Here is a 25,686-nt window from a genome sequence, read left to right as displayed (position 1 = left end):
CCCCGGGTCGGGCTAGCGTGGTCGCCGTGTCCCCGCACCCGTACCTCGACGCGCCCCTCCCCCTCGCGCTCGCGCACCGGGGAGGAGCCGGACTCCCGGCGAACGACGGCATCGAGAACACGCTGACGGCGTTCCGCAACGCCGTGGCCCTCGGCTACGTCTTCCTCGAGACCGACGTCCACGTCTCGGCCGACGGTGTCGTGTACGCCTTCCACGACGCGCACCTCGGCCGCATGACGGGCGTCGAGACGCCGATCGCCGCGCTGACGTCGGCCGAGATCGACCGCGTGCCGGTGGCCGGACGGGAGCCGGTCCCCCGCCTCGCCGACCTCCTCGCGACGCTGCCCGACGCCCGATTCAACATCGACGTCAAGGCCGACGCCGCCGTGGAGGCGACGGTGCAGGTCGTGCAGGAGGCGCGCGCCGAGGACCGCGTGTGCCTCGCGTCGTTCTCCGGGGCCCGCCTCGGCCGCCTCCGCGCGCTCTGCCCCGACGCGGCCCGCTCGGGCGGACCCTTGGAGATCGCCGCGCTCAAGCTCGGTCCGACGCGCTGGGTCCGCCGGCTCGCGGCACGTCGGGGCGTGCACTGCGTGCAGGTGCCCGTACGGCGGGGCCCGATCACGGTCGTCACCCCGCGCTTCGTCCGCCGCGCGCACGAGACGGGTCTGCAGGTGCACGTCTGGACCGTCGATGACCCCGACGAGATGAGAATGTTGCTCGAGATCGGCGTCGACGGGATCGTCACCGACCGGCCCGACGTCCTGCGCGACGTCCTGGACGAACGAGGGAGCTGGCCCGATGAGCAGCACTGAGACCGGCGACGCCGTCGCCGGGCGCACCCGCCCCAGCCAGGTCGTCGCCTGGTCGTTGTGGGACTGGGGGTCCGCAGCCTTCAACGCCGTCATCGTCACGTTCGTCTTCTCGGTCTACCTCACCGACAGCGTCGGCAAGGGGCTGCCGGGCCCCGTCTCGCCGAGCACCTGGCTCGCGTGGTCCATCGCCGCCGCATCGCTGGTCATCGCCGTGCTCGCGCCGGTCCTCGGCCAACGCTCCGACGGCGGCGGCCGCCGCAAGCGCTCCCTCGCGCTCCTCACCGGCGCAGTGGTCACCTGCATGGCGCTGATGTTCTTCGTCAAGGACGACTACCACCACCTGTGGCTGGGCCTGCTGCTCCTGGCGGTCGGCACGGTGCTCTTCGAGCTCGCCCAGGTGCCCTACTTCGCGATGCTGCGCCAGGTGTCCACGCCGGCGACGGTGGGCCGGGTCTCCGGCATCGGCTGGGGGTTCGGCTACCTCGGCGGCATCGTGCTCCTGCTCGTCGTGTTCCTCGGCTTCATCAGCGGCGACGGCGGCCTGCTGGGCGTGTCGACCGACGAGGGCCTCAACATCCGCGTCGTCGCGGTCGTCTCGGCGGCCTGGTTCCTCGTGTTCGCCCTCCCCGTGCTGCTGGCCGTGCCGGAGCTGCCGGCGGAGGCCAGTCCGCTCCCCCGGGCCGGCTTCGTCGAGTCCTACCGGGTGCTGTTCGCCGAGCTGCGCGCCATGTGGCGCGACGACCGCGTGACCCTGCAGTTCCTCCTCGCGAGCGCCCTGTTCCGCGACGGCCTCGCGGGCGTGTTCACCTTCGGCGGCGTCATCGCCGTGTCGGTGTACGGGTTCACCAGCGACACGGTCATCTACTTCGCGATCGCCGCCAACGTCGCCGCAGCAGGCGGCGCGATCGTCGCGGGTCGGCTCGACGACCGCCTCGGCCCGCGGCGCGTCATCGTCTTCTCGCTGGTGTCCCTCATCGTCGTCGGCGTGGTGCTCGTCTTCGTGCACGGCACGGCCGGGTTCTGGGTCTTCGGCCTGCTGCTGTGCCTCTTCGTCGGTCCGGCGCAGTCGGCGTCGCGCACGTACCTCGCACGTCTCACGGCCCCGGGCAAGGAGGGCCAGAACTTCGGCCTCTACGCGATGACCGGGCGGGCCGCGTCGTTCCTCGCCCCGACCTTCTTCGGCCTGTTCGCCTTCGTCGGCGGCGACGACCGCTGGGGCATCCTCGGGCTCATCCTCGTGCTCGGCCTGGGCCTGGTCGCCCTGCTGCTCGTCCCGGCGCAGCTGCGCGACAAGGCACTCGAGATGCGCTGACCCGCTCCTCAGGGGAATCTCAAGGGGGTGACCTACGTTGTCACCTACGAGAGGAGTGACCCATGGCTGAACGAGCACTGCGGGGGGCCCGGCTGGGCGCCCAGAGCTTCGAGGACGAGCGCGGGGTCGAGATGGCCCCTCGTCAGGAGATCGAGTACGTCTGCGACGACGGACACAGCTTCCTGGTCGTGATGTCCGACGAGGCCGAGATCCCCTACGAGTGGGAGGACCCGAAGACGGGTCGCATCGGCCGACTTCGCGACGGCACCGCGCCGGAGAAGAAGGAGGAGAAGGCGGCACGTACCCACTGGGACATGCTGCTGGAGCGCCGCTCGGAGACCGAGCTGGAGGAGATCCTCACCGAGCGCCTGGAGCTGCTGCGCTCCGGCGAGATCGGACCGCCCCACCTGCACCGCCGCAAGAAGAAGTCCGCCTGACTCAGCGGGGCTCGCGCCCCACGTCGGACGACGATCCGAGACCCCGGCCCGGTGCCGGGGTCTCGCCGTGTCCGGGGGCGATCCGCCGGGCGCGGCGGCGGTGTCCGGGGATGAGCCGTGCCAGTCCCCACACCGTGACGCGCCACAGCGCCTCCCGCACGATCGACGAGCTCATCTTCGACGTGCCGAGCTCGCGCTCGACGAACGTCACCGGCACCTCGACGACCCGCAGGCCCGCCTCGTGCACCCGACGGGTCATGTCGATCTGGAAGCAGTAGCCCTGCGACGCGACGCCGGCCACGTCGATGCGGCGCAGCGTGTCGGCACGGAAGGCGCGGAACCCGGCCGTCGCGTCGTGGACGGGCAGCCCGAGCGCGACCCGCGCGTAGAGAGTGCCTCCACGCGAGATCAGCCGGCGGTACCACGGCCAGTTCACGACGGAGCCGCCGGCGACCCAGCGTGACCCGATGACGAGGTCGGCCGTCCGGGCGGCCTCGACCAGCGAACCCAGCTCCTCGGGCAGGTGCGAGCCGTCGGCGTCCATCTCGACGAGCACGTCGTAGCCGCGCTCGAGGCCCCAGGCGAAGCCCGCGCGGTAGGCGACGCCGAGCCCGGCCTTGCCGCTACGGTGCATCACGTGCACGCCGGGGTCGGTCGCCGCGACCTGCTCCGCGAGCTCGCCCGTGCCGTCGGGCGACGCGTCGTCGACGACGAGCACGTCGACGTCGGGCTCCGACGTGCGCAGACGCTGCAGCACCCCCGGGAGGCTGTCCGCCTCCTCGTAGGTGGGCATGACGACCAGGACCCTCACGCGTGCTCCCTCCGACGCGACCGGCGCAGGTCACGTGCTCCGAGGACCCACCCTAGGAGCCCGAGGGTCATCAGCGCGACGGCCGGCCAGCGTCCGGCCCGCGTCGCGGGGGTCTGGCCGGTCGCCGTGCCGACGTCGGCGACGAGCGTCGCAGGCTGCTCCCGCGGCGCCTCGGCCACGACGCGACCGCTCGCGTCGATGATGCCGCTGATGCCGTTCGTGGACGGCACGACGACCCAGCGTCCGGTCTCGATAGCGCGCAGGCGGGAGATCTTGAACTGCTGGTCGGGCTGCGACGTGCCGGTGAAGCTGGCGTTGCTCGTCTGGACCACGAGCACCTCGGCGCCGCCACGGACGGCCTGCTCCACGACGCCGTCGTAGGCGATGTCCCAGCAGATCGTGTCGCCGACGACGACCGACCCGGCGCGCAGGTCGCCGGCCCGTCGACCGGGGAGCATGTCGCGCGGGATGTCGCGGTCGACACGCGGCACGAGGTCGCCGAGCTCGCGTCGGAACGGGACGTACTCGCCGTAGGGCACGAGCTTGCGCTTGACGTACACCTCGCCGGGGCCGTCACCGTCCCAGACGATGCCCGCGTTGTAGGCGGTGCGGTCGGAGAGCCCGTCGAGGATCGCGCCGACGAGGATGGGCGCGCCGAGCTGCTGCACGAGGGCCTGGATGCGCCCGGCCAGGACGGGGTCGGCGAACGGGTCCACGTCGAGCGCGTTCTCGGGCCAGACGACGAGGTCCGGGGCGCGCTCGGTGCCGGCGGACACGGCGTCGGCGTAGCGCTGCGTCTCGGCGAGGTGCAGGGCGCCGATCTCGCCGCGCGGCCACGTCAGGAACGCACCCGGCGTGTTTCCCTGGATGGCCGCGATCCGCCGCTCCGGGCCTCCCCCGGCGAGCCCCGACGGCAGGAACAGACCCGCGACGACCACCGCGACCACGACGCCGACGGCGAGCGAGCGCCGGGCGACCCCGGCGCCGGCGAGCACCACGAGCATCGCCGCGAGCACGAACAGCAGCGCCGACGTCCCCGGCATGCCGACGAGACGGGCGTAGGGGGCGAGCGGGGTGTCGATCGCCGTGTGGGCGAGTCGGCCCCACGGGAACCCGCTGAACGGGAAGCCGCTGCGCACCTGCTCCCCCAGCACCCAGGCAGCAGCGCCCCAGAGCGGCCAGCCCGGCAGCCGCAGGGCTGCGCGCAGCGGCACGGCGATCACCGCCAGCATCACGACCTGCGCGGCGACGAGGGCGACGTACGCGCCGCTGCTCACGGCATTCATCCACCAGATGAGCGGACCCATGAAGGCCGCCCCGTAGAGCGCACCGGAGAGGAGCACGGCCGCGACCCGGACGTCACGCTGACGACGCAGCACCCACACGAGCAGCGCGACGCCGACGATCATCGCGTAGGGCACCGACCACGGGTCGAACGCGGCGGCGCTCAACAGGCCGGCGACCGCGGCGAGCGGCGCCGCCAGGTACCACCTCACGGTCGACGCCGCGTCACAGGACGGTCAGGGAGCGGGAGGTGTTGTTCAGCACCTCGAGGCCGTCGTCGGTGCAGACGGCGATGTCCTCGATCCGCGCGCCGTAGCGACCCTCGAGGTACACGCCGGGCTCGATCGAGAAGGCCATGCCGGGCTCGAGGACGAGCTCGTTGCCCTCCACGATGTACGGCTCCTCGTGCGTCTCGGTGCCGATGCCGTGGCCGGTGCGGTGGATGAAGAGGTCTCCGAGCCCGGCGTCGGCGAGCACCTGACGTCCGACCGCGTCGACCGACTCGGCGGTGACGCCAGGTCGCGCGTGCTCGCGCTGCACCTGCTGCGCCTCCTCCAGCACCGCGTAGGCGTCGAGGTACTCGCGCGGGGCTGTACCTCCGGCCAGGTAGTTGCGGGTGCAGTCCGAGCAGTAGCCGGCCGCGTTCGTGCCGCCGATGTCGACGACGACGGGGTCGCCCTCCTGGATCACGCGGTCCGAGACCTCGTGGTGCGGGGACGCGCCGTTCGGGCCGGAGCCGACGATGACGAAGTCGACCTGCTCGTGCCCCTCCTCGAGGATGGCGCGGCCGATGTCGGCGCCGACCTCACGCTCCGTGCGGCCGGGTCGCAGCCACTCCCCCATGCGCTGGTGCACGCGGTCGATCGCGGCACCGGCGTCGCGCAGGGCGGCCACCTCGTGCGGGTCCTTGCGCATGCGCAGCTCCGCGAGCAGCGGGCCGGCGAGCCGGACGTCGGCGAAGCGTCGCTGGAAGGCGAGCACCCGCTCGGCCCACATCTGGTTGTCGACCGCGACGACGGCGTCGGCGGGCAGCAGCGAGCCGACGAGGGCGTAGGGGTCGTCGGTCTCGCCGAACGTCGCGATCTCGACCTCGACGCCCGACGCCTCCGCGGCGGCGCGCTCCAGCGCGGGCGCGACGAGCACCGGGTCGCCGTCGGCGGGCACGACGAGGCAGGTCAGCCGCTCCAGCGGCTTGGCGTGGTAGCCGGTCAGGTAGCGCAGGTCGGCGCCCGGGGTGATGAGCAGGGCCCCGACGGACCGGCTGCGGGCGAGGTCTTGGGCACGGGTCCAACGGGAGGTCACGCGTCGAGCCTACGTCGTGGAGCCCGCCGCAGCCGTCGACAGGTGCCGTGGCGGCGCGTCTCCCCTAGGGTGTACGGATCACATCACGAGTGGATCGGGGGATCCCCATGCGCAAGATCGTCGCTGCCACCGCAGCGGTCGTCCTGTCCGCAGGCCTCGTCTCCGCGTCACCGGCCGTCGCCGGTGGCTCGAAGCCGGAGGTCGACACGACGAGGCTGACGCAGGCCGTCCAGGTCAACGGGGTGCTCCAGCACCTGCGTCAGCTGCAGACCATCGCGAACCGCAACGGCGGCAACCGCGCGTCGGGGCTGCCGGGCTACGAGGCGTCGTCGGACTACGTCGCCAAGACGCTGCGTGCGGCCGGCTACCGGGTCCGCAAGCAGACCTTCACCTTCCCGTTCTTCGCGGAGAACAGCCCGGCGACGCTCGTGCAGCGCACGCCTGAGGAGAAGACGCTCGAGACCGGGGTCTTCACCTACTCCGGCTCCGGCTCGGTCACCGGGCCGGTCGTCCCCACGAAGGACGTCGTCATCCCGGCCTCGCCCACGCCGAGCAGCACGTCGGGCTGCGAGGAGGCCGACTTCGAGCCGGCTCCCACGGAACCCTCGGTCGCGCTCGTGCAGCGCGGCACCTGCGACTTCGGCCTCAAGGCGTCGAACGCCCAGGCCGCCGGCTACGACGCCGTGATCATCTTCAACGAGGGCAACCCCGACCGCACCGAGCTGGCCACCGGGACGCTCGGCTCGCCGGTCGACCTGCCGGTCGTGGGCCTGTCGTACGACGACGCCGTGGCGCTCGTCGACGACGTCCGCGCGGGTGGCGCCACGGCCACGGTCACGACCGACACGGTCACCGACCTGGAGCGCGAGACGCACAACCTCATCGCCGACTGGCCGCGTCGCACGAAGCACGACGACCAGGTCGTCGTGGTCGGCGCGCACCTCGACTCGGTGCCCGAGGGGCCCGGCATCAACGACAACGGCACCGGCGTCGCCGGCACGCTGGAGATCGCGAAGCAGCTGGCGAAGACCGGCTACACGAAGAAGCTGCAGCGTCCGGTCCGGTTCGCGTTCTGGGGAGCGGAGGAGCTGGGCCTGCTCGGCTCGCAGCACTACGTCGACACGCTGTCGGACGGCGCACGCTCGAAGATCTACGCGAACCTGAACTTCGACATGCTCGGCTCGCCGAACTACGTGCGGCTGGTCTACGACGGGGACGGCTCGTCGTTCGGCACCGCCGGTCCCGCGGGCTCGGCCCAGATCGAGAAGGTCTTCACCGACTACTTCGGCCGCGCCCGGCTCGCGACCGACCCGACCGAGTTCGACGGTCGCTCCGACTACGGCCCGTTCATCCAGTACGGCATCCCGGCCGGCGGCCTGTTCAGCGGTGCCGACGACGTGAAGACCGAGCGTCAGGCGAGCATCTACGGCGGGACGGCGGGCGAGATCCTCGACCCGAACTACCACACGCCGCAGGACGACATCACCCGCCTGAACACCACGGTGCTCGGCCAGCTCACCGACGGCGCGGCCCACGCCGTCGCCACCCTGGGCGTGTCGAAGAAGGGTCTGTACGGCGACGGCGCCCGCACCAAGGTGCGCACCAACGCCACCGCCAAGAAGGCCCCGAAGGTCACGGAGGGCCCCGCAGCCCAGCGCTGACGAGCCGTCCCCACGTTTCGGAACACCATCGCCCATCTGGCCCCGCCGGATGGGCGATGGTGTTCCAGGTCGCGGAGATTCCCAGGTTGACCTGGGAATCTCCACCGCGCACGGGGAACCGACGCGTGCACGGCTTGCTTTCCGTGCACCGGTGAGAATTCCGTGCGGCGACGGCGGGGACGCTGGTCTTCGACGCGCGAACGTCGACGCCGACTGATCGGAGGCGCTCGGCCGATCCTGGACTCTGCGCCCATCCGCCAGCCTGACGACGGCCTAGGCTGAGCGCGTGACCACCGGACGCCTGCTCCTGCTCGACTCCGCGAGCCTGTACTTCCGCGCCTTCTACGGCGTGCCCGACTCGTTCAAGGCGCCGGACGGGACGGTCGTCAACGCGCTGCGTGGTCTGCTCGACTTCGTCTCGACGCTGGTCGACCAGCATCGTCCCGACGCGGTCGTGGCGTGCTGGGACGACGACTGGCGCCCGCAGTGGCGGGTCGACCTGCTGCCCTCGTACAAGACGCACCGTGTCGCGCAGGCCGGCGAGGGCGGCCTGGGCGAGGCGAGCAGCGACGGCGCGGGCGGCACCGGCGCGGCCGAGGAGTCGCCCGAGCTGCTCACGCCGCAGGTGCCGCTCATCGCCGAGGCGCTCGGCATCCTCGGGGTCCCGGTCGTCGGTCGCGAGGGCGCGGAGGCCGACGACGTCATCGGCAGCCTCGCGCAGGCGTGGGACGGACCCGTCGACATCGTCACCGGCGACCGCGACCTCTTCCAACTCGTCGACGACGACGCCGGCGTCAGGGTCCTCTACACGGCCCGTGGGGTGTCCTCGGCCGACGTGGTCGACGCGGCCTGGATCCGCGCCAAGTACGGCGTGGAGCCGCAGCAGTACGCCGACTTCGCGACCATGCGGGGCGACACGTCCGACGGCATCCCGGGCGTCCCGGGGATCGGCGAGAAGACCGCGGCCCTCCTGCTCGATGCCTACGGCGACCTCGACGGCATCCTCACGGCGGCGCACGACCCCGACTCGGCCGTGAAGCCGCGGGTGCGCGCCTCGCTCGTCGAGAACGAGGAGCTCGTCGGGGTGATGCGTCAGGTCGTGCGGGTGCGCGACGACGTGTGCGGCACCGAGGTCGTCCGCGCCCTCGCCCCGCTCGCGCCGGAGCAGCGTGACGCGCTCGAGGCGTTCGGCACCACGTGGGGCCTCGGCGGTGTCGTCGAGCGGCTGACGGCCGCGCTCAGCCGCTGAGCGAGGAGTACGACACCACGCCGCGCCGCAGACCGTCGAGGCTCTGGCGGGCGGTGGTCCGCAGCGGGCCGGGCCCGGCCGCGTCGGCCACCTGGGCGACGAGGTCGATGAGCTGCTTCATGGCGCGCACGAAGTCGCCGGCCGCCATGCCCGTGGTCCGCAGGACGTCGTCGAGCGACGCGCCCCCGACCCAGGCCGCCGCCGTCTCCGCGAACCCGAAGTCGGGCGTGCTCAGGAACTTCACCCGGTGCTGGCGCTCGAGCGCCTGCAGGTCGGTGCAGAGCAACGCCATCTCCTCGGAGACGTCGAGCGTCGTGCGGTCGGGGAAGCGCGGCGCCGGCGGGTCGTCCTTGCGGCTCTCGAAGGTGAGGCCCGACAGGACGGCCGCGAGCTGGGCGGGGTCGAGCCCGTCCCACACCCCGCGCCGCAGACACTCGCTGACCAGCAGGTCGAGCTCGCTGTAGAGCCGCTGCAGGCGCCGACCGTCCGGTGTGACGGTGTCCCCGTCGAGGTAGCCGAGCTCGTCGAGCACGTCGCAGACGCGGTCGAACTGACGGGCGACGGTGTTCGTGCGCTGCTCGATGCGTCGGCGCTGCTGCTCGGTGTCGCGCTCGAGCTTCGTGTACCGCTCGGCCCACCGGGCGTGCGCCTCGCGGTCGGGACAGGCGTGGCAGGGGTGCGCCTTGAGCGCGGCACGCAGCTCGGCCACACGCGGGTCGGTGCGCTCGTCGGTGACCCGCTCGGTGGGCCGGTCGGGACGGTAGGGCGTGTCGGTCTGCCAGCGCAGACCCTCGGCCCGGCTGCGCAGCGAGGACGCGAGGTCGCGGCGGGCCTGCGCGTTGCGGGCGTTGAACGACTTGGGGATCCGCATCCGCGTGATCGGCTCGACGGGCACCGGGAAGTCGACCGGGCCCAGACGACGCGAGTGGCGGCTCGCGGTGAGCACGAGCGGCCGTGGCGCCTCGGCCGCACCGACGACACCCGGGTCGAGGACGACGGCGAGTCCCGCGAACTTGCCACCGGGCACGTTGATGACGTCGCCCGTGCGCAGCCTCGCCATCGACGCGACCGCGTCCTGACGTCGGTCGGCCTTGCGCTGACGTGCCCCCGACGACTCGATCTCGCCCAGCTCGCGCCGCAGCCGCGCGTACTCCAGGAAGTCGCCGAGGTGGCACTGCGCGGCCTCGCGGTACCCCTCGAGCGCGTCGTCGGCCTTGCGGATCTGACGCACCAACCCGACGACGGCACGGTCAGCCTGGAACTGCGCGAACGACTGCTCCAGCAGCTCGCGCGCGGGCCGACGCCCCATCTGGTCGACGAGGTTGACCGCCATGTTGTACGACGGGCGGAAGGAGGAGTTGAGCGGGTAGGTCCGCGTGGAGGCGAGGCCGGCGACCTGCTTGGGGTCGAGCTGCGGCTGCCACAGCACCACGCCGTGACCCTCCACGTCGATGCCGCGACGCCCCGCGCGGCCGGTGAGCTGGGTGTACTCCCCCGGCGTCACGTTGACGTGCGCCTCGCCGTTCCACTTGGTGAGCCGCTCGATGACGACCGACCGGGCGGGCATGTTGATGCCGAGCGCCAGCGTCTCGGTGGCGAACACGACCTTGACGAGGCCATCGCTGAACAGCTGCTCGACGACCTCCTTGAACGCGGGCAGCATGCCGGCGTGGTGGGCGGCGACCCCGCGACCGAGTCCCTCGCGCAGCTCGTGGAAGCCCAGCACGTGGAGGTCCTCGTCGGGCAGGTGCGCGCACGCCTCGTCGACGCGGTCCTCGATCTCGCGACGCTCGTCGGGGGTGGTCAGCATGACGCGGGCGTCGAGCAGCTGCTGGACGGCCGCGGCGCAGCCCGCTCGGCTGAACACGAACACGATCGCGGGCAGCAGACCCTCGGCCTCGAGCTTCTCGACCACCTCGACGCGGCTCGGCGTGCGGTGCCGGCTCTGCGGGCGCCGGTGGCCCTTCGGCGGCCGCCCGCGACCGCCTCCCTTGCGGGCACGGTCGAGCTGCCAGTCCTGGCGGGCCATGCTCTCGAGCTGACGGTTGACGCGCACGGCCTCGTTCCCGGACCCGGGCGCCGACTCCGCCGCATCGTCCTCGAATAGCGGGAACATCTTGCGACCCACGAGCACGTGCTGGTGCAGCGGCACGGGCCTGCGCTCCTCGACGATCGTCGTGGTCGACCCGCGCACCTCGCTCAGCCAGTCACCGAACTCCTCGGCGTTGGAGACCGTCGCCGACAGCGAGACGACGCTGACCGACTCGGGCAGGCCGATGATGACCTCCTCCCACACGGCACCGCGGAAGCGGTCGGCGAGGTAGTGCACCTCGTCCATGACCACGTAGCCGAGGCCGTCGAGGGTGCGCGAGCCCGCGTAGAGCATGTTGCGCAGCACCTCGGTCGTCATGACGACGACGGGCGCCTCGCCGTTGACTGTGCTGTCGCCGGTGAGGAGTCCCACCCGGTCGGCGCCGTAGCGCTCGACGAGGTCGTGGAACTTCTGGTTGGAGAGTGCCTTGATGGGCGTCGTGTAGAAGCACTTGCGCCCGGTGGCGAGCGCGAGGTGCACGGCGAACTCGCCCACGATCGTCTTGCCCGACCCGGTGGGCGCCGCCACGAGCACGCCGCGGCCCGCCTCGACCTCCTGGCACGCCTGTACCTGGAAGGGGTCGAGCGTGAACCCGTGCAGCCCGCGGAACTCCGCGAGGTGGGGGTGACGTCTCGTGGCCGAGGCCTGGGCGAACTTCTCGGCCGGGCTCGTCATGCCCCCAGCCTACGGACCCTCAGGGCACGAGCACGCGCAACGCGCGCTCGAGCACCGTCACGGTGAGCGGCAGCGGGCCCAGACGCTCGCCGTCGCCGTACGCGACGACGTCGGGACACGCGAGGTGCACGCGACGCACGCGGTGCCGCTCGAACTCCGGCAGGTCGACGTGCGTGCCGCGGTACAGCTGCGGGAACACCCGCACGAGCCGCGCCTTGCTGACCGGTCGGATGACGCACACGTCGAGCAGTCCGTCGTCCATGACCGCGCCCTCGGCGATGCGCAGTCCGCCGCCGAACGACGGACCGTTCCCGACGGCCACCAGCATCGCCTCGGTGTCGAGGCGCGTGCCGTCGAGGTCGAGGGTGAACGCCAGCGGCTGGAACGTCCGCAGCTCGGCGAGGATCGCGAGGTTGTAGCGCTGGTTCCCGCGCGGCCACCTCATGGCGTTGGCGCGCTCGTTGACCTTCGAGTCGAACCCCGACGCCACCACGGTGACGACGTGACCCCGGTCGGTGCTCGCGAGGTCGACGACACGGGTGCGTCCGCGGAGCACGACGTCGAGCGCCGCGTCCGGGTCGCCGACGGGCAGGCCCAGCGCGCGGGCGGTGTCGTTGCCCGTCCCTGCGGGCAGCAGGCCGACCGTGACGTCGCGCTCCGCCACGGCCGGCAGCACGTCGTGCAGCAGCCCGTCGCCGCCGACGACGAGCACCAGCTCGGTGCCCGCCGCGACCTCGCGCGCGACCGCCTCACGCGCCTGGGCCCCGTCGCTGCTGTGGATCCGGGCCACCTGGTGCCCCGCGCCGGTGAGTCGCGCCGCGGCGGCTGCGGCGATCCGCTCGCCCTGGCGGCGGCCGGAGACCGGGTTCACCACCAACGTCACGAGCATGGCGGACAGCCTAGGGGGTCCCCCGTCCGTCGTTCAGTCGTCGACCGACGACGGACCCTCGAGCTCGGACGGCCCGTCCAGCGGCGACGCGTCGTCGTCCGCCGTCTCGTCGACCCGCTCGCGTCCACGCTTGCGGTCGGTGAGCTTCGCGATCACCTCGGAGATGAGGTAGAGGATCGTCATCGGCACCGCGAGGAACAGCATGGTCAGCGGGTCCGTCGTGGGCGTGGCAATGGCGGCGAACACGAAGATGCCGATGATCGTCCACGGCCGGGCCGACGCGAGCTGCTTCGCCGAGACCAGTCCGAGCCGGTTGAGCAGCACGACGACCAGCGGGATCTCGGCCGCGACGCCGAACACCAGCATCATCTTGACGATGAAGTCGAAGTACTCGGCGCCGGTGACGAGCGAGCCGAAGCCGTCGGGCACGAACCCGATGAGGATCTCCATGGCCTTCGGCAGCACCACGTAGGCGAGCGCCGCGCCGCCGATGAACAGCGGCGCGCCGGTACCGGCGAGCAGCAGCGCCCAGCGCTTCTCGTGGCGGTGCAGGGCGGGCAGCACGAACGCCCAGATCTGCCACAGCCAGAACGGGCTCGACGCGAGCAGCCCGAACACCAGCGAGATCTTGAGCTGGTACTGGAACGCGCCGCCGACGCCGGTGATGATCAGCTGCGTGTCGATGCCCTCGCGCTCGAGCAGCGGACGCATCTCGTTGTACGGGTGCGTGAGGAAGTTCAGGATCGGGGCGTAGAAGACCAGCCCGAGGATCGTGAACACGGCGATCGCGAGGACCGCGCGGGTGAGTCGGGAGCGGAGCTCCCGCAGGTGCTCCACGAGGGGCATGGTGCCGCCCGCGGCCCCGGACGGCGCGCCGCTCAGCGACGCCAAGACTTACGCCTGCTCGGACGTGCCGTCGCGGCGCAGCTGCTCGGAGCGGGTGGTTGCCTCGGTCCGCGCGCCGGAGTCGTCGACGACCTCGCCGTCGAGGTCGTGGGACGGCTTCTCGTCGTCCTTGAGCTCCTTGACCTCGGACTTGAAGATGCGGAGCGCGCGTCCGGAGCCACGGGCGAGCTCAGGGAGCTTGCGGCCTCCGAACAGCAGCAGGACCACGCCGAGGATGAGAAGGATCTCCGTGGGGCCGATCTGCCTGAACATGGTGTCTCTTTCGTCGGGTGCGGTCTCATCCATCGTACGCCGCAAGTGCTGAACGGGCGGTGTCCAGCACCTGTACGCGCAGTGCGTCCGGCTCGACGACGTGCACGGTGCCGCCGTTGCGCAGCACGAGCCGACGCAGCCACGCCTCGTCGCCACCGTACAGGCGCACGCGACGTCGGCCGGCGACGTCGCCCAGCTCCTCGACGGTGTAGTACTCGGTGAGCCAGTGCGCGGCGGGGTCGAGGTCGAGGACGGCCGAGGGGGTCTGCTCACCCACCTCGAAGAGGTCGTCGCCCAGGTCGCGCGACGTCGCGTCGTGCCGCTGGGCGCGACGACCGGTGTCGTCGGCGCGGACGACACGGTCGAGGCGGAAGAAGCGCACGTCGTCGGCGCGCAGGCAGTACGCCTCGAGGTAGGTGTGGCCCTGGCGCGTGAAGAGCCGCTGCGGGTCGACCTGGCGCGTCGTGACGTCGTCGCGGGAGTCGGTCGCGTAGTCGATCTCGAGACGGTGCCCGTCGGCGAGCGCCGCGGCCACGGTGTCGCGCACGGCAGGGTCGACGTCGGCGACGTGCACGTCGACCGCCTCGACGGCACCCTCGGCGGCCACCGCCGTCTCGAGCTTCGCGAGCGCCGCGTCGACGATGGGCAGCTGCGAACCCGACGCCGACGCCCGCAGGGTGCGCAGGGCAGCCACGAGCGCCACGCCCTCGTCGGCCGTGAGCCGCAGGGGCCGGCTGAGGAACTCGGCGTCGCGGATGTGGATGACGTCGTCGACCTCCAGCGCGGCGAGGTCGACGTCGATCAGCTCACCGGCGTACTCCCCCACGCCCGTGAACATGAGCAGGCGGAGGTCGTCGCGGATCTGCTTGGGCGTCACCCCGAACTCGCGGGCCACCTCGCGCACGGGCACGCCGTCGTTGCCCTGCAGGTACGGCACGAGCGCCAGCATCCGCACGACCTGCTGCGCGGAGCGGTTCGCGGGCCGCGTCACGCGCCCACCCCCGGGCTCGGCAGTCCGGTGTCCGCCAGCACCGCGCGCAGCCGGGCGACGACCTGGTCGCGCAGGTCGGGCGGGTCGAGCACGACGACGTCCGGCCCGTACGACGCGATCTCGGCCGCGAGGTCCCACCCGGTGGAGAACGGGACGACGAGGACGTCGCGGCCGTCGGGGCCGGTCTCGACGTGCGTGGCGGTGCGTCGCAGTGCGTTCGCGCGGCGCTCGGCCACGCTCAAGCGGGCGACGCGGTCGGACGGGCGGGGGAAGAGTGCGGTGGCGGCCGCCGAGACGACCTCCTCCGGCGGGCGGCGGAACGCTCCCGGCTCACCGTCGAGCTCGAGGTCGCCCACCACGCGCGAGAGGCGGAACATGCGCGGTGCGTCGCGGTCGACGTCGTGGCCGACCAGGTACCAGCGACCGCGCCACGAGAGGATCCGCCACGGCTCGACGTGCCGCCATGCGGAGCACGTCGGTGTCGACGTCGACGCCGGCGGCCTTGAGCTTCACGAGCGCCGAGGTGGAGCTCGAGGCGAGCCCGGCGTGCTCCCACACCTGCGCGGCGAGGCCCAGCACCGCAGCCTCCTCGCGGGTCAGGTCGAGGTCGGGCAGCTCTGCGGTGTCGCGGCGGATGCGGTAGCCGGGCTCGTCGTCGAAGTACTTGTCGTTGGTGCCGGTCTCCACGGCGATGCCCAGCTCGCGCAGCTCTTCCTTGTCGCGCTCGAACTTGCGCTCGAACGCGACCTGGTTGGACTCGCGGTAGTCGGCGATCGCCTGGCGGATCTGGTCCTTCGACAGGTACTGACGGGTGACGAGGAGGGTGAAGATGAGGTTCATCAACCTCTCTGTCTTGCGGTCGGCCACGCCCCCAGCATGTCAGACGGTCAGGACGCGTCCAGGATGTCGATCGCGAAGGCCAGGGTGTCGCCCGCCTTGATGTCGCTGCCGGCCGGCGGCTTGTCGCCGTAGGCGCTGTCGGCGGGGCAGACCAGCACGACGCGGCTGCCGATGGTCTGGCCCGGGAGCTCGTCCTTCCAGCAGGCGATGACCTGGTCGAGCGAGAACGACGCCGGCGCACCGCGGCCCCAGCTGCTGTCGAAGACCTTGCCGTCGGGGTAGACCTGGCCGACGTACTGCGCGGTGATCTCCGCGCCCTTCTTGACCTTCTCGCCGTCGCCCTTGATCGCGACGTACGCCGCGGCGCGCTTCGGGTCCTTCGTGACGTCCTTGCCGTCCTTGAAGCCGCTCGGCTGGCCGTCCTTCAGCACGATCGACGGCACGCTGCTCGGCAGCTTCTCGGCCGTGCCCTTGGCCTCGGTGCCGACCTTGCCGACGATGTCGAACAGGAAGACCATCGTGTCGTCCTTCTTCACGCCGAGGGTCTGCTCGGCCTGCGTCTGGGCCTGGCCGTCCTTGAAGCCGTCCTTCGGCGGGATCGCCACGAGCACGCGGCTGCCGACCTTCTGGCCGGTGAGTCCCTTGACGAAGCCCGCCAGCACGCTCTCGGTCGACAGCTTCGTGGTGAGCGGGCGCTCGGCCTTGAAGGAGTTGTCGAACTGCTTGCCGGTGCGCCCGTTGACCGCGACGTAGTTCAGCTTCACGGTGTCGCCGTCCTTCACCTCGGCGCCGCTGCCCTCCTTGACGACACGCGTCTCGGTGGCCGACGCGGTGAAGTCGTCGGGGACCGTGACGGACGGGCTCTTGGCCGAGCTGACCTTCACGTCGTCGAGTCCGTCGGACCCGGCACCGCAGCCGGCGAGCACGAGCGCGAGGACGGAGGTCAGGGCGAGGGCGAGATGGCGACGCACGGAATCACTTTCGTCGAGGTGATGGCCTCCGTCACGCTATCGGCACCGACCAAGAGCAGCCTGAACGACCGCCCAGAACACGCTGCGGACGTCGGGCGACGCCCGTGCTCACATGCCGTCGATGAGTCTCTGGACCCGGTCGTCGGCGGCGCGGAACGGGTCCTTGCAGAGCACGGTGCGCTGCGCCTGGTCGTTGAGCTTGAGGTGCACCCAGTCGACCGTGAAGTCGCGGCGACGCTCCTGCGCACGCTTGATGAAGTCGCCGCGCAGCTTCGCGCGCGTGGTCTGCGGCGGGACCGACTTGGCGGCGAAGACGTCGCGGTCGTTCGTCACCCGGGCGACGGCGCCCCGGTTCTGCAGCAGGTAGAAGATGCCGCGGTCGCGGCGGATGTCGTGGTACGCGAGGTCGAGCTGCGCGATGCGCGGGTCGGCCCAGCTGAGACCGTGCGCGGTGCGGTAGCGGTCGAGCATGCGGAACTTGATGACCCAGTCGATCTCGCGCTCCACGAGCGTGAGGTCCTCGGACTCCACGGCCTTGAGCGTCCGCTCCCAGAGGTCCATCGTCCGGTCGATCGTCGGGGTGTGCAGACCGTGCCGGTCGACGAACTCCGCCGCCTTCGCGAAGTACTCGGCCTGGATCTCCAACGCCGACAGCTCGCGGCCGTTGGCCAGCTGGACCGTGCGACGCCCGGTCATGTCGTGGGAGATCTCGCGGATCGCGCGGATCGGGTTCTCGAGGGTCATGTCGCGCATGACCACGCCGGCCTCGATCATCCGCAGCACGAGGTCGGTCGTGGCGACCTTGAGCAGCGTCGTGGTCTCGCTCATGTTCGAGTCGCCGACGATGACGTGCAGGCGCCGGAACCGCTCGGCGTCGGCGTGCGGCTCGTCGCGCGTGTTGATGATGGGCCGCGAGCGGGTCGTGGCGCTCGAGACGCCCTCCCAGATGTGCTCCGCACGCTGGCTGACCGAGAAGATCGTGCCGCGCGGCGTCTGCTGCACCTTGCCCGCGCCGCAGATGATCTGCCGCGAGACGAGGAACGGGATCAGCACGTCGGCGATCCGGTTGAACTCCCCGCCTCGACCGACCAGGTAGTTCTCGTGGCACCCGTAGGAGTTGCCGGCGGAGTCGGTGTTGTTCTTGAACAGGTAGATGTCGCCGTCGACGCCGTCGTCGGCGAGGCGCTGCTGGGCGTCGATCATCAGGCCCTCGAGGATCCGCTCCCCCGCGCGGTCGTGGGTGACGAGGTCGACGAGGTCGTCGCACTCGGGCGTGGCGTACTCGGGGTGGCTGCCGACGTCGAGGTACAGCCGCGCGCCGTTGCGCAGGAACACGTTGCTGCTGCGTCCCCACGACACGACCCGTCGGAAGAGGTAGCGCGCGACCTCGTCGGGCGACAGACGGCGCTGTCCCTTGAACGAGCAGGTGACGCCGTACTCGTTCTCGATCCCGAAGATCCGCCGGTCCATGTCGTCAGCGTAGTCCTGAGTACCAGCCGATGGGGTTCGAAGCGCCGCGGACGCGAGGCAGCCGTAGGGTCGTCGCCATGGAGCACAGGACTCTCGGAAGGACCGGCCGCGACGTGTCGGTCGTCGGTCTCGGCACGTGGCAGCTCGGAGCGGACTGGGGCGACGTGAGCAGCGATGACGCCGCCGCCGTCCTGGAGGCGGCCGTGGAGTCCGGCGTGACCTTCCTCGACACCGCCGACGTGTACGGCGACGGTCGCAGCGAGCAGGCGATCGCCGCGTTCCGGCGCGCGCACCCCGACCTGGATCTCACGGTGGCCACGAAGATGGGCCGCCGCCTGGACCAGGTGCCGGAGAACTACGTGATCGAGAACTTCCGGGCGTGGACGGAGCGCTCCCGCCGCAACCTCGACGTCGACACGCTCGACCTCGTGCAGCTGCACTGCCCCCCGACGGCCGTCGTCGAGGACGACGAGGTCTACGACGCGCTCGACACGCTGGTCGACGAGGGCGTGCTCGCCGCGTACGGCGTCAGCGTCGAGACGTGCGACCAGGCCCTCGCGGCGATCGCCCGCCCGAACGTCGCGTCGATCCAGATCATCCTCAACGCGTTCCGGCTCAAGCCGCTCGACGCGGTGCTCCCCGCTGCCCGCGAGGCCGGCGTCGGCATCATCGCGCGCGTCCCGCTCGCGAGCGGTCTGCTGAGCGGCCGCTACACGCGCGACACGACGTTCGCGTCCGACGACCACCGGACCTACAACCGCCACGGCGAGGCGTTCGACGTGGGCGAGACGTTCTCCGGCGTCGACTTCGAGGTCGGCGTGCAGGCCGCGCAGGAGTTCGCCGCGCTGCTGCCCGACGACGTGACCCCGGCGCAGGCCGCCCTCGCCTGGGTCGTCGCGCAGGACGGCGTGAGCACCGTCATCCCCGGCGCCCGGAACCCCGAGCAGGCACGGGGCAACGCGTCGGCCGCCGACGTCACCCTCGACGCCTCCGTGCTGGAGGGCGTGCAGCGGATCTACGACGAGCACCTGCGCGAGGCGGTCCACCCCCGCTGGTGAGCACCAGCGGGGGTGGACGGTCTGGTCGGCTCAGAGCCCGGGCAGCGGCGCCGGCAGCACCGGTGCGGGTGCCCGTCGAGTGGTCGGCTCGTCGGTGAAAGGCGCACGGTCCTGCTCGCAGGTCGAGCGATCGCGTGGCGCCTCCCCGTCGACGAGGTACCGGGCGATCGCAGCGTCGGCGCACGTGCTCACCGCGAGGGTCGTGTGGCCGTAGCCCTCGACCGTCAGCACGCGAGCGTCGTCGAACTTCTCGGCGAACGGCCGGGTGTTCGCGTACGGGGTCGCCGGGTCGAAGCGCGTACCGATCACGAGCACGGTGGCGTCGGTCGTCTGCGTCCACGGTCCGGTGAAGGCGTCGCGATCGCGCAGGCCGATCTGCGGGCACTGGACACCGACCCAGCTGCGGAAGCGTCCGAACCGAGGCGCGACCCGGTCCTCGCGGTCGGCGAGCGCGGGGTACGCGGCGGGCGGGAGAACCGAGCGGGAGTCGACGCAGAGCTGGGCGAGCGAGCTGCCGAGTGAGGTGTACCGCTCCTGCGTGGGGGCCAGCTGACGCTGCAGGGTCGTCGGCGCCTCGCCACCGCCCTCCGCGAGCAGCACCAGGAAGTCCGAGAGGCCAGAGAACGCGCTCGGCGAGTAGAGCTGGAGGAAGATCGAGGAGATGGCCAGCGGGTAGGTGAACTCGACCGGCGTGCCCTGGACGTCGATCGTCACGGGTCGCGTCCGTAGCCGCTCGAGCACCTCGTCGACGACCTCTGCGGGATCACCCAGCGCGTTCAACGAGCAACGCTCCCCGGCGAGGCGGCAATGCTCCAGGAACTCGTCGAACACCTCCTCCGCCGCCGGACCTTGCGCGAGGCGAGCGCCGACGGAGCGCGGGTCGCGGTTCGCGCCGGAGTAGGCCTCGACGTCGACCGTGCCGTCGAGCACCATCGAGCCGACCCGGTCGGGGAACAACCGAGCGTACGTCGCGCCGAGGTAGGTGCCGTAGGAGTAGCCCTGGTAGGCGAGGGTGTCGTCGCCGACGGCGCGCCGCAACAGCTCGAGGTCACGGGCCACGTTCGCGGTCGACGCGTGACGGATGACGTCACCGGCCTCCGCACGGCAGGCGCGCGAGATCCGTGCCGTCTGGCGCACGAAGGCGCGCTCCTCGGACCGCGTGACCGGGAAGGCCGGAAGGCCCTCGAGCGCGGCCGCCTCCGCGTCCGCGTCGTCGAAGCAGCGCGCGGGATCGGAGAGGCCGACCCCGCGCGGGTCGAACCCGACGAGGTCGTAGTGCTCGCGCACCTCGGGGGTGACGAGGACGTCGAAGACCTGCTGCAGGGTCGAGACCCCCTCACCGCCGGGGCCTCCGAAGTTGAGGAAGAGGCTCCCCTTGCGCGACGACGGCCGGCTCGCCGGAAGACGGGTGAGCGCAACGGTCGTCGTGGCGCCACGGGGGCGGTCGTAGTCGGTCGGCACCTGCACGCTCGCGCACTCGAAGCCAGCGGGCGCACCTTCGTCGCACGCCTGCCAGTCGATGGTGGGCGTGGCGATGCGATCGAGGCGTTGCTGCTCGTCGAAGGCGCGTGCCTGGACCGTGGTGGTGGTCGCGGTCAGCAGCCCGGCGGCCAGTACGGCCACCGTGACGGACGACAGGAGTCGTCGCATGGTTCCCCCCGAAGGATCGATGACGTGACGTCACCGACGCTAGGCGTGGGGGGTCGTCCCGCGCATCGGCCGCGAGGCCGAGTCGTCGTCGGCCGTGCGACCTCGGTGTAGTGCTCGGTGAGGTGCGCGTCGACCTGCTCGCTCTGTCCGCCCATCACGCCGTGGCCACGGACGTCGGCGACCGAGCCGTCGTAGGTGAGGCGGTACACCTGGTCGTGGGCGGCGTCGTCGCCCACCTCGGCCACGAAGATCTCCACCTCGTACGGCTTCTCGCCGCCGGAGGAGAAGATCGTGCCGAGCGTCTGCGCGTACGCGTTGGCCAGCCCGCGACCGGTGACGTCGCGCCGGTCGTAGGCGTAGCCGCGCATGTCGGCGAGCCGGACGCCCGCGATGCGCAGGTTCTCGAACTCGTTGTAGCGACCGACCGCCGCGAAGCCGATGCGGTCGTAGATCTCGCTGATCTTGTGCAGCGCCTGCGAGGGGTTCTCCGCGACGAGCAGGATGCCGTCGGCGTACTGGACCACGACGACGCTGCGGCCACGGGCGATGCCCTTGCGCGCGAAGTCGGCCCGGTCCTTCATGAGCTGCTCGGGCGAGACGTAGAACGGTGCGGTCATGCGGGGTCTCCTCAGGTGAGGGGGGCCGAGGGCCCGTCGGGACGGGTCATGCGGCCGCCGATCACGGCGTCGGCGACGGCGGCGGTCTGCGCCTCGTCCCACGCCCGGTAGCCGTCGGCGGTGATGACGCTGACCAGCGGGAAGATGCGCCGCGTGAGGTCCGGGCCGCCGGTGGCGGTGTCGTCGTCGGCCGCGTCGTAGAGCGCCTGGATGACGGCGGTGACCGCCGAGCGCTCGTCCATGCCCTCGGCGTACAGCTTCTTGAGCGAGCCGCGCGCGAACGTCGAGCCGGAGCCGACGGAGTGGAACGTGCGCTCCTCGTTCTTGTTGCCGGTGACGTCGAAGGCGAAGATGCGCCCGCACTGCTGGTCGAGGTCGTAGGCGGCGAACAGCGGCACGACGGCGAGGCCCTGCATGGCCATGCCGAGGTTGCCGCGGATGAGGGTGGCGAGCCGGTTGGCCTTGCCGTCGGTCGACAGCGTCGCACCCTCGATCTTCTCGTAGTGCTCGAGCTCGACCTGGAAGAGCCGGGTCATCTCGATCGCGATGCCGGCCGTGCCGGCGATGCCGACGCACGAGTACTCATCGGTCGGGAAGACCTTCTGGATGTCGCGCTGCGCGATGACGTTGCCCATCGTCGCCCGGCGGTCGCCGGCCATGACGACTCCGTCGGCGAACGTGGCGGCCACGATGGTGGTGCCGTGCGCGACGCCGGCGAGCTCACCGGTGGCGGCCCCGGCCGCGCCCGGCATCATCTCCGGCGCCTGCGAGGCGAGCAGGTCGGCGAACGACGACCCGCCCACCGAGCGGTACCCGTCGGGCAGCATCGCTGGGCCGTTCACTGGCCGCCCTTCTGCACGAAGCTGCGGACGAACTCCTCGGCGTTCTCCTCGAGGACGTCGTCGATGTCGCCCAGGATCGCGTCGACGTCGTCGTCGAGCTTCTCCTTGCGCTCGGTGTCCTGGGGCGCGGTGGTCTCGGCGGTCTCCGCCTGCTCGTCGTCGGACCTGCGGGGCGTCCTGTGCTGCTGCTCGGCCATGGGTTCACCCTAGCCCCCTGAGGCCCACGCGCCGCTCGGGTTTCCGCGTGGTGCGGGTGCGTCGTGCGCGGGGCGTGGGCCTTGCCGGTGCGCTGCCTGCGGTGGTCGTGTGGTTGCCGGTGCGCTGCCTGCGGTCGTCGTGACCTTGGTGGTGCGCTGCCTTCGGGCCTCGTGACCTTGCTGGTGCGCTGCCCCGGCTGGCGCTGGCGGTGGCCTCCGAAAGGGCCTCGACCGGCAGCGGGCCTGGACGCGGTTCCGGGTCTCGGGGTCTGGCCTAGGCCCGCCCTCGACGCAAGATTCTTCGTTCCTGCGTTCTTGACCCACCGATCGGCGTTCGCGCGTCCTATCGGTGGATCTGCAACCGCAGGAGCCGTTCTGCGGTTGAAGATCCACCGATAGCGGGCTGCCGGCGCAGATGTCTCTGCGTTCGCGACGGGATCCCGTGACAAATGCAGAATCCTTGGACCCCGACGAGCGAACGCAGAGTCTTGCGTCAACCCCGTGCCCAACCTGCAGCCCGAGACCCCGGACCAGCGCCGTCGCCAGCCGCCCGGTCGAGGCCCTTGCGGAGGCCAGACCCAGCGAAGGCCGAAGCAGCGCACCAGCAAGGTCAGACCCCCCTGCGGCAGCGCAGCAGCGAGACAAGACCCCCGCAGGCAGCGCACCAGCGCGTCGACGAGAAGAGAGGTCAGCGCCCCGTGATGGTGCGGAAGAAGGCGGTCGCGTCAGCGCTGTCCTCGAACAGCGCGCCGACGTGCTCGGCGGTCCCGCGCAGCGGCTCCATGGTGGGGATGCGCTGCAGCGACTCGTAGCCGGGCAGGTCGAGGATGACGGAGTCCCAGGAGGCGGCGGCGACCTCGGAGGCGAAGGTGCTGAGGCAGCGGCCGCGGAAGTAGGCGCGCGTGTCGTGCGGGGGCTCCTCGATCGCGCGGACGACCTCCGCGTCGTCGACGATCCGCTCGAGGCGGCCGGAGTGGACGAGACGGTGGTAGATGCCGCGCTCGGGTCGCACGTCGTGGTACTGCAGGTCGACGAGGTGCAGCTTCGCGTGGTCCCAGTCGAGCCCGTCGCGGTCGCGGTAGGACTCGAGCAGCGACAGCTTCGCGACCCAGTCGAGCTCGCGCACGCACTCCATCGGGTCGCGGCCGAGGCGGGTCAGCACGCTCTCCCACCGGGCGAGGACGTCGTCGGTCTGCTCGTCGGACCCCTCGCGGGCGACGAAGGCGCGTGCCTGCTCGAGGTAGTGCCACTGCAGGTCCAGGCCCGTCATCGTGCTGCCGTCCTGCAGCTCGACGAGCGCGGTGAGGGTCGGGTCGTGCGAGATGGCGTGCAGGGCGACGACCGGCTGCGCGAGGGCCGGCGCAGGTGACAGGAAGCCGGCCTCGAGCATCGCCAGCACCAGCGACGTCGTCCCGTGCTTGAGGTAGATGGACGTCTCGGCGAGGTTGGCGTCGCCGACGATGACGTGCAGCCGCCGGTACTTCTTCGGGTCGGCGTGCGGCTCGTCGCGGGTGTTGACGATCGGCCGCTTCAGCGTGGTCTCGAGCCCGACGCCGACCTCCATGTAGTCGGCGCGCTGCGAGAGCTGGAAGGCGTGGACGCTGCCGTCCTGCTCCTGCCCGACCCGGCCAGCGCCGCAGACGACGGGGCGGGAGACGAAGAACGGCGTCAGCTGCGCGACGATCGCGTCGAAGGGGACGGCCCGGTCGACGAGGTAGTTCTCGTGCGACCCGTACGACGCGCCCTTGTTGTCGATGTTGTTCTTGTAGAGCACGATCGAGCCCGCACCCGGCACCTGCGCGGCGAGCTCGGCACCACGACGCATCACGTGCTCGCCGGCCTTCTCCCAGACGACGACGTCGCGCGGCGAGGTGACCTCCGGCGAGGAGTACTCGGGGTGCGCGTGGTCGACGTAGAGCCGGGCGCCGTTGGTGAGGATGATGTTGGCGAGCCCGAGGTCCTCGTCGGTGAGCTGCGTCGGGTCGGCGCGGTCGCGGCTGAGGTCGAAGCCGCGCGCGTCGCGCAGCGGGCTCTCCTCCTCGAAGTCCCAGCGGGCTCGGCGCGTCAGGCCGTGCGCGGCGGCGTAGCTGTTCACCACGTGCGTCGACGCCACCATGGGGTTCGCGCTGGGCTGCCCCTGCACCGCGATCCCGTACTCGACCTCGCTGCCCTGGACCCGACGCACCGTCATGGGCCCAGCGTAGGGGTGTCGTCCTCGCGACGTCGGCCGCCCGCGTCCTGACGGGACGGGTGCCGGAGCGTCACGCCGACTTCGCCCCGAGGTCACCTGGGCGTGGCCCGGCCGACGTCGGCCGCCACGACGCTCGACGCATGAGGATCGTGATCGTCGCAGAGTCCTTCCTCCCCCAGACCAACGGTGTCGTGCACTCGGTGCTGAGGGTCCTCGACCACCTCGCGTCGCGAGGTGACGAGGTGCTCGTCGTCGTGCCGGACGCGGCGACGGAGGTGCCGCACGAGGTCGCCGGCGCGCGCGTCGTGACCCTGCCAGCCTGGGCGTTCCCCGGCTACCCCGACGTCAGGGTCGCGACCGGTCGGGTCTCCCCCGTCACCGCGATCCTGCGCGACTTCGACCCCGACGTCGTGCACCTGGCGTCGCCGTTCGCGCTGGGCTGGCGCGCCGCACTGGCGGCCAACGCCCTCGACATCCCGGTGGTGGCCGTCTACCAGACCGACGTGCCGACGTACGCGGGTCGCTACGGCATCCGCGGCGTCGAGAATCTGCTGTGGAAGCGGGTGCGCGACGTGCACGGCCGCGCCGACCTCAATCTCGTCCCGTCCACCGCCACCCTGGACACCCTCCAGGCGCAGGGCGTCGAGCGCCTGGTGCTGTGGCGCCGCGGTGTCGACACGGAGCGCTTCTCCCCCGCCCGCCGTGACGACGCCTGGCGCCGCACCGTCGCGCCGGACGGCGAGCGGCTCGTCGGGTACGTCGGCCGACTCGCGCCGGAGAAGCAGGTGCAGGACCTCGCGGCCCTCGCCGGCGTGCCCGGCACCCGCCTCGTCGTCGTGGGCGACGGACCGGAGCGGGGGCGGCTCGAGCGGCTGCTGCCCGGTGCCCACTTCACCGGGATGCTGCACGGCACCGAGCTCGCGACCGCGATGGCGAGCCTCGACGTCCTGGTGAGCACGAGCGAGACGGAGACGTTCTGCCAGGTCGTCCAGGAGGGGCTCGCGAGCGGCGTGCCCGTCGTGGCGGCCGGGGTGGGCGGACCCGTCGATCTCGTCGACCACAGCCGCACGGGCTGGCTGTACCCCGCGGGGGACCTGGCCGCGATGGCCGGCTTCGTGCGCGACCTGACCGGCGACGAGTCCAAGCGCGCGGCGTTCGGCCGTGCCGCGCGCCGGGC

24 protein-coding genes are annotated in these 25,686 nt (G+C 71.8%); 7 read left to right on the top strand and 17 right to left on the bottom strand.

What is annotated here, in order from left to right:
• The first annotated feature begins 26 nt into the window (after positions 1 to 26).
• From A6Q79_RS10425 to A6Q79_RS10415, 3 genes are all read left to right on the top strand, one after another.
• Positions 27 to 812, top strand: a complete 786-nt coding sequence (locus A6Q79_RS10425) for a glycerophosphodiester phosphodiesterase (protein ID WP_286690255.1) — start codon at positions 27 to 29, stop codon at positions 810 to 812.
• On the top strand, positions 799 to 2,124 hold the full coding sequence (locus A6Q79_RS10420; RefSeq protein WP_286690254.1) for an MFS transporter: 1,326 nt from the start codon (positions 799 to 801) through the stop codon (positions 2,122 to 2,124). The genes A6Q79_RS10425 and A6Q79_RS10420 overlap by 14 nt, the downstream gene beginning before the upstream one ends.
• Before the next feature lie 62 nt (positions 2,125 to 2,186).
• Positions 2,187 to 2,561, top strand: coding sequence for an RNA polymerase-binding protein RbpA (locus A6Q79_RS10415; protein WP_067857424.1), 375 nt, complete (start codon positions 2,187 to 2,189; stop codon positions 2,559 to 2,561).
• A 1-nt stretch (position 2,562) separates the two neighbouring features.
• Here the strand turns inward: A6Q79_RS10415 and A6Q79_RS10410 are convergent, their stop codons facing one another.
• The 3 genes from A6Q79_RS10410 to A6Q79_RS10400 are packed head-to-tail and all read right to left on the bottom strand — an operon-like array spanning position 2,563 to position 5,958.
• Positions 2,563 to 3,372, bottom strand: a complete 810-nt coding sequence (locus A6Q79_RS10410; RefSeq protein WP_286690253.1) for a polyprenol monophosphomannose synthase — start codon at positions 3,370 to 3,372, stop codon at positions 2,563 to 2,565.
• Positions 3,369 to 4,868, bottom strand: coding sequence for an apolipoprotein N-acyltransferase (gene lnt / locus A6Q79_RS10405; protein ID WP_067857427.1), 1,500 nt, complete (start codon positions 4,866 to 4,868; stop codon positions 3,369 to 3,371). Before lnt ends, A6Q79_RS10410 begins: the two co-directional genes overlap by 4 nt.
• Positions 4,869 to 4,881: 13 nt before the next feature.
• Positions 4,882 to 5,958, bottom strand: coding sequence for a Xaa-Pro peptidase family protein (locus A6Q79_RS10400; RefSeq protein WP_067857430.1), 1,077 nt, complete (start codon positions 5,956 to 5,958; stop codon positions 4,882 to 4,884).
• A gap of 107 nt (positions 5,959 to 6,065) precedes the next feature.
• On the opposite strand from A6Q79_RS10400, the gene A6Q79_RS10395 reads away from it, so the two are divergent.
• Entirely contained in the window at positions 6,066 to 7,619 is a 1,554-nt protein-coding gene (locus tag A6Q79_RS10395; RefSeq protein WP_286690252.1) for a M20/M25/M40 family metallo-hydrolase, read from the top strand.
• A gap of 286 nt (positions 7,620 to 7,905) precedes the next feature.
• Positions 7,906 to 8,868 carry a 5'-3' exonuclease gene (locus A6Q79_RS10390; protein WP_286690251.1) on the top strand — a complete coding sequence of 321 codons (963 nt, stop codon included), beginning with the start codon at positions 7,906 to 7,908 and terminating at the stop codon, positions 8,866 to 8,868.
• On the opposite strand, the gene A6Q79_RS10385 is transcribed toward A6Q79_RS10390, so the two are convergent.
• The 9 genes from A6Q79_RS10385 to pafA all read right to left on the bottom strand — a co-directional run bounded on the left by A6Q79_RS10385 (position 8,858) and on the right by pafA (position 17,954).
• Positions 8,858 to 11,635, bottom strand: a complete 2,778-nt coding sequence (locus A6Q79_RS10385) for an RNA helicase (protein ID WP_286690250.1) — start codon at positions 11,633 to 11,635, stop codon at positions 8,858 to 8,860. The two genes, A6Q79_RS10390 and A6Q79_RS10385, sit on opposite strands and share 11 nt — an antisense overlap.
• A gap of 19 nt (positions 11,636 to 11,654) precedes the next feature.
• Complete coding sequence (locus A6Q79_RS10380) at positions 11,655 to 12,524, bottom strand: YegS/Rv2252/BmrU family lipid kinase (RefSeq protein WP_286690249.1); 870 nt, start codon at positions 12,522 to 12,524, stop codon at positions 11,655 to 11,657.
• A gap of 33 nt (positions 12,525 to 12,557) precedes the next feature.
• Positions 12,558 to 13,415: a twin-arginine translocase subunit TatC gene (gene tatC / locus A6Q79_RS10375; RefSeq protein WP_236749699.1), complete on the bottom strand. Its 858-nt coding sequence runs from the start codon at positions 13,413 to 13,415 to the stop codon at positions 12,558 to 12,560.
• Positions 13,416 to 13,418: 3 nt separating this feature from the next.
• Entirely contained in the window at positions 13,419 to 13,682 is a 264-nt protein-coding gene (gene tatA, locus A6Q79_RS10370) for a twin-arginine translocase TatA/TatE family subunit (protein ID WP_083516367.1), read from the bottom strand.
• Positions 13,683 to 13,707: 25 nt separating this feature from the next.
• The gene (locus tag A6Q79_RS10365) at positions 13,708 to 14,673 is read right to left on the bottom strand and encodes a YafY family protein (protein WP_067857447.1); all 966 of its coding nucleotides are present in this window, start codon (positions 14,671 to 14,673) and stop codon (positions 13,708 to 13,710) included.
• Positions 14,670 to 15,086 carry a WYL domain-containing protein gene (locus tag A6Q79_RS10360; protein ID WP_317698118.1) on the bottom strand — a complete coding sequence of 139 codons (417 nt, stop codon included), beginning with the start codon at positions 15,084 to 15,086 and terminating at the stop codon, positions 14,670 to 14,672. Before A6Q79_RS10360 ends, A6Q79_RS10365 begins: the two co-directional genes overlap by 4 nt.
• Positions 15,004 to 15,540, bottom strand: a complete 537-nt coding sequence (locus tag A6Q79_RS10355) for a hypothetical protein (RefSeq protein ID WP_317698108.1) — start codon at positions 15,538 to 15,540, stop codon at positions 15,004 to 15,006. The genes A6Q79_RS10360 and A6Q79_RS10355 overlap by 83 nt, the downstream gene beginning before the upstream one ends.
• A 20-nt stretch (positions 15,541 to 15,560) precedes the next feature.
• Positions 15,561 to 16,484: an FKBP-type peptidyl-prolyl cis-trans isomerase gene (locus A6Q79_RS10350; RefSeq protein WP_067857452.1), complete on the bottom strand. Its 924-nt coding sequence runs from the start codon at positions 16,482 to 16,484 to the stop codon at positions 15,561 to 15,563.
• A 108-nt stretch (positions 16,485 to 16,592) separates the two neighbouring features.
• A complete protein-coding gene (gene pafA, locus A6Q79_RS10345; RefSeq protein WP_067857454.1) occupies positions 16,593 to 17,954 on the bottom strand; it encodes a Pup--protein ligase in 1,362 nt (453 codons plus the stop codon).
• 77 nt (positions 17,955 to 18,031) lie between these two features.
• On the opposite strand from pafA, the gene A6Q79_RS10340 reads away from it, so the two are divergent.
• Positions 18,032 to 19,012 (top strand): aldo/keto reductase, encoded by a 981-nt coding sequence (locus tag A6Q79_RS10340; protein ID WP_067857457.1) that lies wholly within the window; start codon positions 18,032 to 18,034, stop codon positions 19,010 to 19,012.
• A gap of 30 nt (positions 19,013 to 19,042) precedes the next feature.
• Here A6Q79_RS10340 and A6Q79_RS10335 read toward each other — a convergent pair whose 3' ends face one another.
• The 5 genes from A6Q79_RS10335 to dop all read right to left on the bottom strand — a co-directional run bounded on the left by A6Q79_RS10335 (position 19,043) and on the right by dop (position 24,509).
• Positions 19,043 to 20,662 carry an alpha/beta hydrolase gene (locus A6Q79_RS10335; RefSeq protein WP_286690246.1) on the bottom strand — a complete coding sequence of 540 codons (1,620 nt, stop codon included), beginning with the start codon at positions 20,660 to 20,662 and terminating at the stop codon, positions 19,043 to 19,045.
• Entirely contained in the window at positions 20,608 to 21,279 is a 672-nt protein-coding gene (prcA, locus tag A6Q79_RS10330; RefSeq protein ID WP_317698104.1) for a proteasome subunit alpha, read from the bottom strand. The genes A6Q79_RS10335 and prcA overlap by 55 nt, the downstream gene beginning before the upstream one ends.
• An 11-nt stretch (positions 21,280 to 21,290) precedes the next feature.
• The gene (prcB, locus tag A6Q79_RS10325; protein WP_067861533.1) at positions 21,291 to 22,106 is read right to left on the bottom strand and encodes a proteasome subunit beta; all 816 of its coding nucleotides are present in this window, start codon (positions 22,104 to 22,106) and stop codon (positions 21,291 to 21,293) included.
• An 11-nt stretch (positions 22,107 to 22,117) separates the two neighbouring features.
• A complete protein-coding gene (locus tag A6Q79_RS10320) occupies positions 22,118 to 22,318 on the bottom strand; it encodes a ubiquitin-like protein Pup (RefSeq protein WP_067857466.1) in 201 nt (66 codons plus the stop codon).
• A gap of 688 nt (positions 22,319 to 23,006) precedes the next feature.
• Positions 23,007 to 24,509, bottom strand: coding sequence for a depupylase/deamidase Dop (gene dop, locus A6Q79_RS10315; RefSeq protein WP_286690245.1), 1,503 nt, complete (start codon positions 24,507 to 24,509; stop codon positions 23,007 to 23,009).
• A gap of 140 nt (positions 24,510 to 24,649) precedes the next feature.
• Between dop and A6Q79_RS10310 the strand changes: the two genes are divergently transcribed.
• The coding region (locus tag A6Q79_RS10310; protein ID WP_317698102.1) for a glycosyltransferase family 1 protein at positions 24,650 to 25,686 on the top strand (1,037 nt) is incomplete at its 3' end.

Origin of the sequence: Aeromicrobium sp. REDSEA-S32_B7, assembly GCF_001626145.1 — a bacterium.
Classification (GTDB): Bacteria; Actinomycetota; Actinomycetes; order Propionibacteriales; family Nocardioidaceae; genus Aeromicrobium; species Aeromicrobium erythreum.
This window is presented reverse-complemented; position numbering and strand designations above follow the sequence as displayed.

Coding starts and splice junctions, on each gene's coding strand:
- A6Q79_RS10420 (WP_286690254.1), top strand. CDS start 799: ATGAGCAGCACTGAGACCGGCGACGCCGTCGCCGGGCGCACCCGCCCC.
- A6Q79_RS10415 (WP_067857424.1), top strand. CDS start 2,187: ATGGCTGAACGAGCACTGCGGGGGGCCCGGCTGGGCGCCCAGAGCTTC.
- A6Q79_RS10395 (WP_286690252.1), top strand. CDS start 6,066: ATGCGCAAGATCGTCGCTGCCACCGCAGCGGTCGTCCTGTCCGCAGGC.
- A6Q79_RS10385 (WP_286690250.1), bottom strand. CDS start 11,635: ATGACGAGCCCGGCCGAGAAGTTCGCCCAGGCCTCGGCCACGAGACGT.
- A6Q79_RS10380 (WP_286690249.1), bottom strand. CDS start 12,524: ATGCTCGTGACGTTGGTGGTGAACCCGGTCTCCGGCCGCCGCCAGGGC.
- tatA (WP_083516367.1), bottom strand. CDS start 13,682: ATGTTCAGGCAGATCGGCCCCACGGAGATCCTTCTCATCCTCGGCGTG.
- pafA (WP_067857454.1), bottom strand. CDS start 17,954: ATGGACCGGCGGATCTTCGGGATCGAGAACGAGTACGGCGTCACCTGC.
- A6Q79_RS10340 (WP_067857457.1), top strand. CDS start 18,032: ATGGAGCACAGGACTCTCGGAAGGACCGGCCGCGACGTGTCGGTCGTC.
- A6Q79_RS10335 (WP_286690246.1), bottom strand. CDS start 20,662: ATGCGACGACTCCTGTCGTCCGTCACGGTGGCCGTACTGGCCGCCGGG.
- prcA (WP_317698104.1), bottom strand. CDS start 21,279: ATGACCGCACCGTTCTACGTCTCGCCCGAGCAGCTCATGAAGGACCGG.
- prcB (WP_067861533.1), bottom strand. CDS start 22,106: ATGCTGCCCGACGGGTACCGCTCGGTGGGCGGGTCGTCGTTCGCCGAC.
- A6Q79_RS10320 (WP_067857466.1), bottom strand. CDS start 22,318: ATGGCCGAGCAGCAGCACAGGACGCCCCGCAGGTCCGACGACGAGCAG.
- dop (WP_286690245.1), bottom strand. CDS start 24,509: ATGACGGTGCGTCGGGTCCAGGGCAGCGAGGTCGAGTACGGGATCGCG.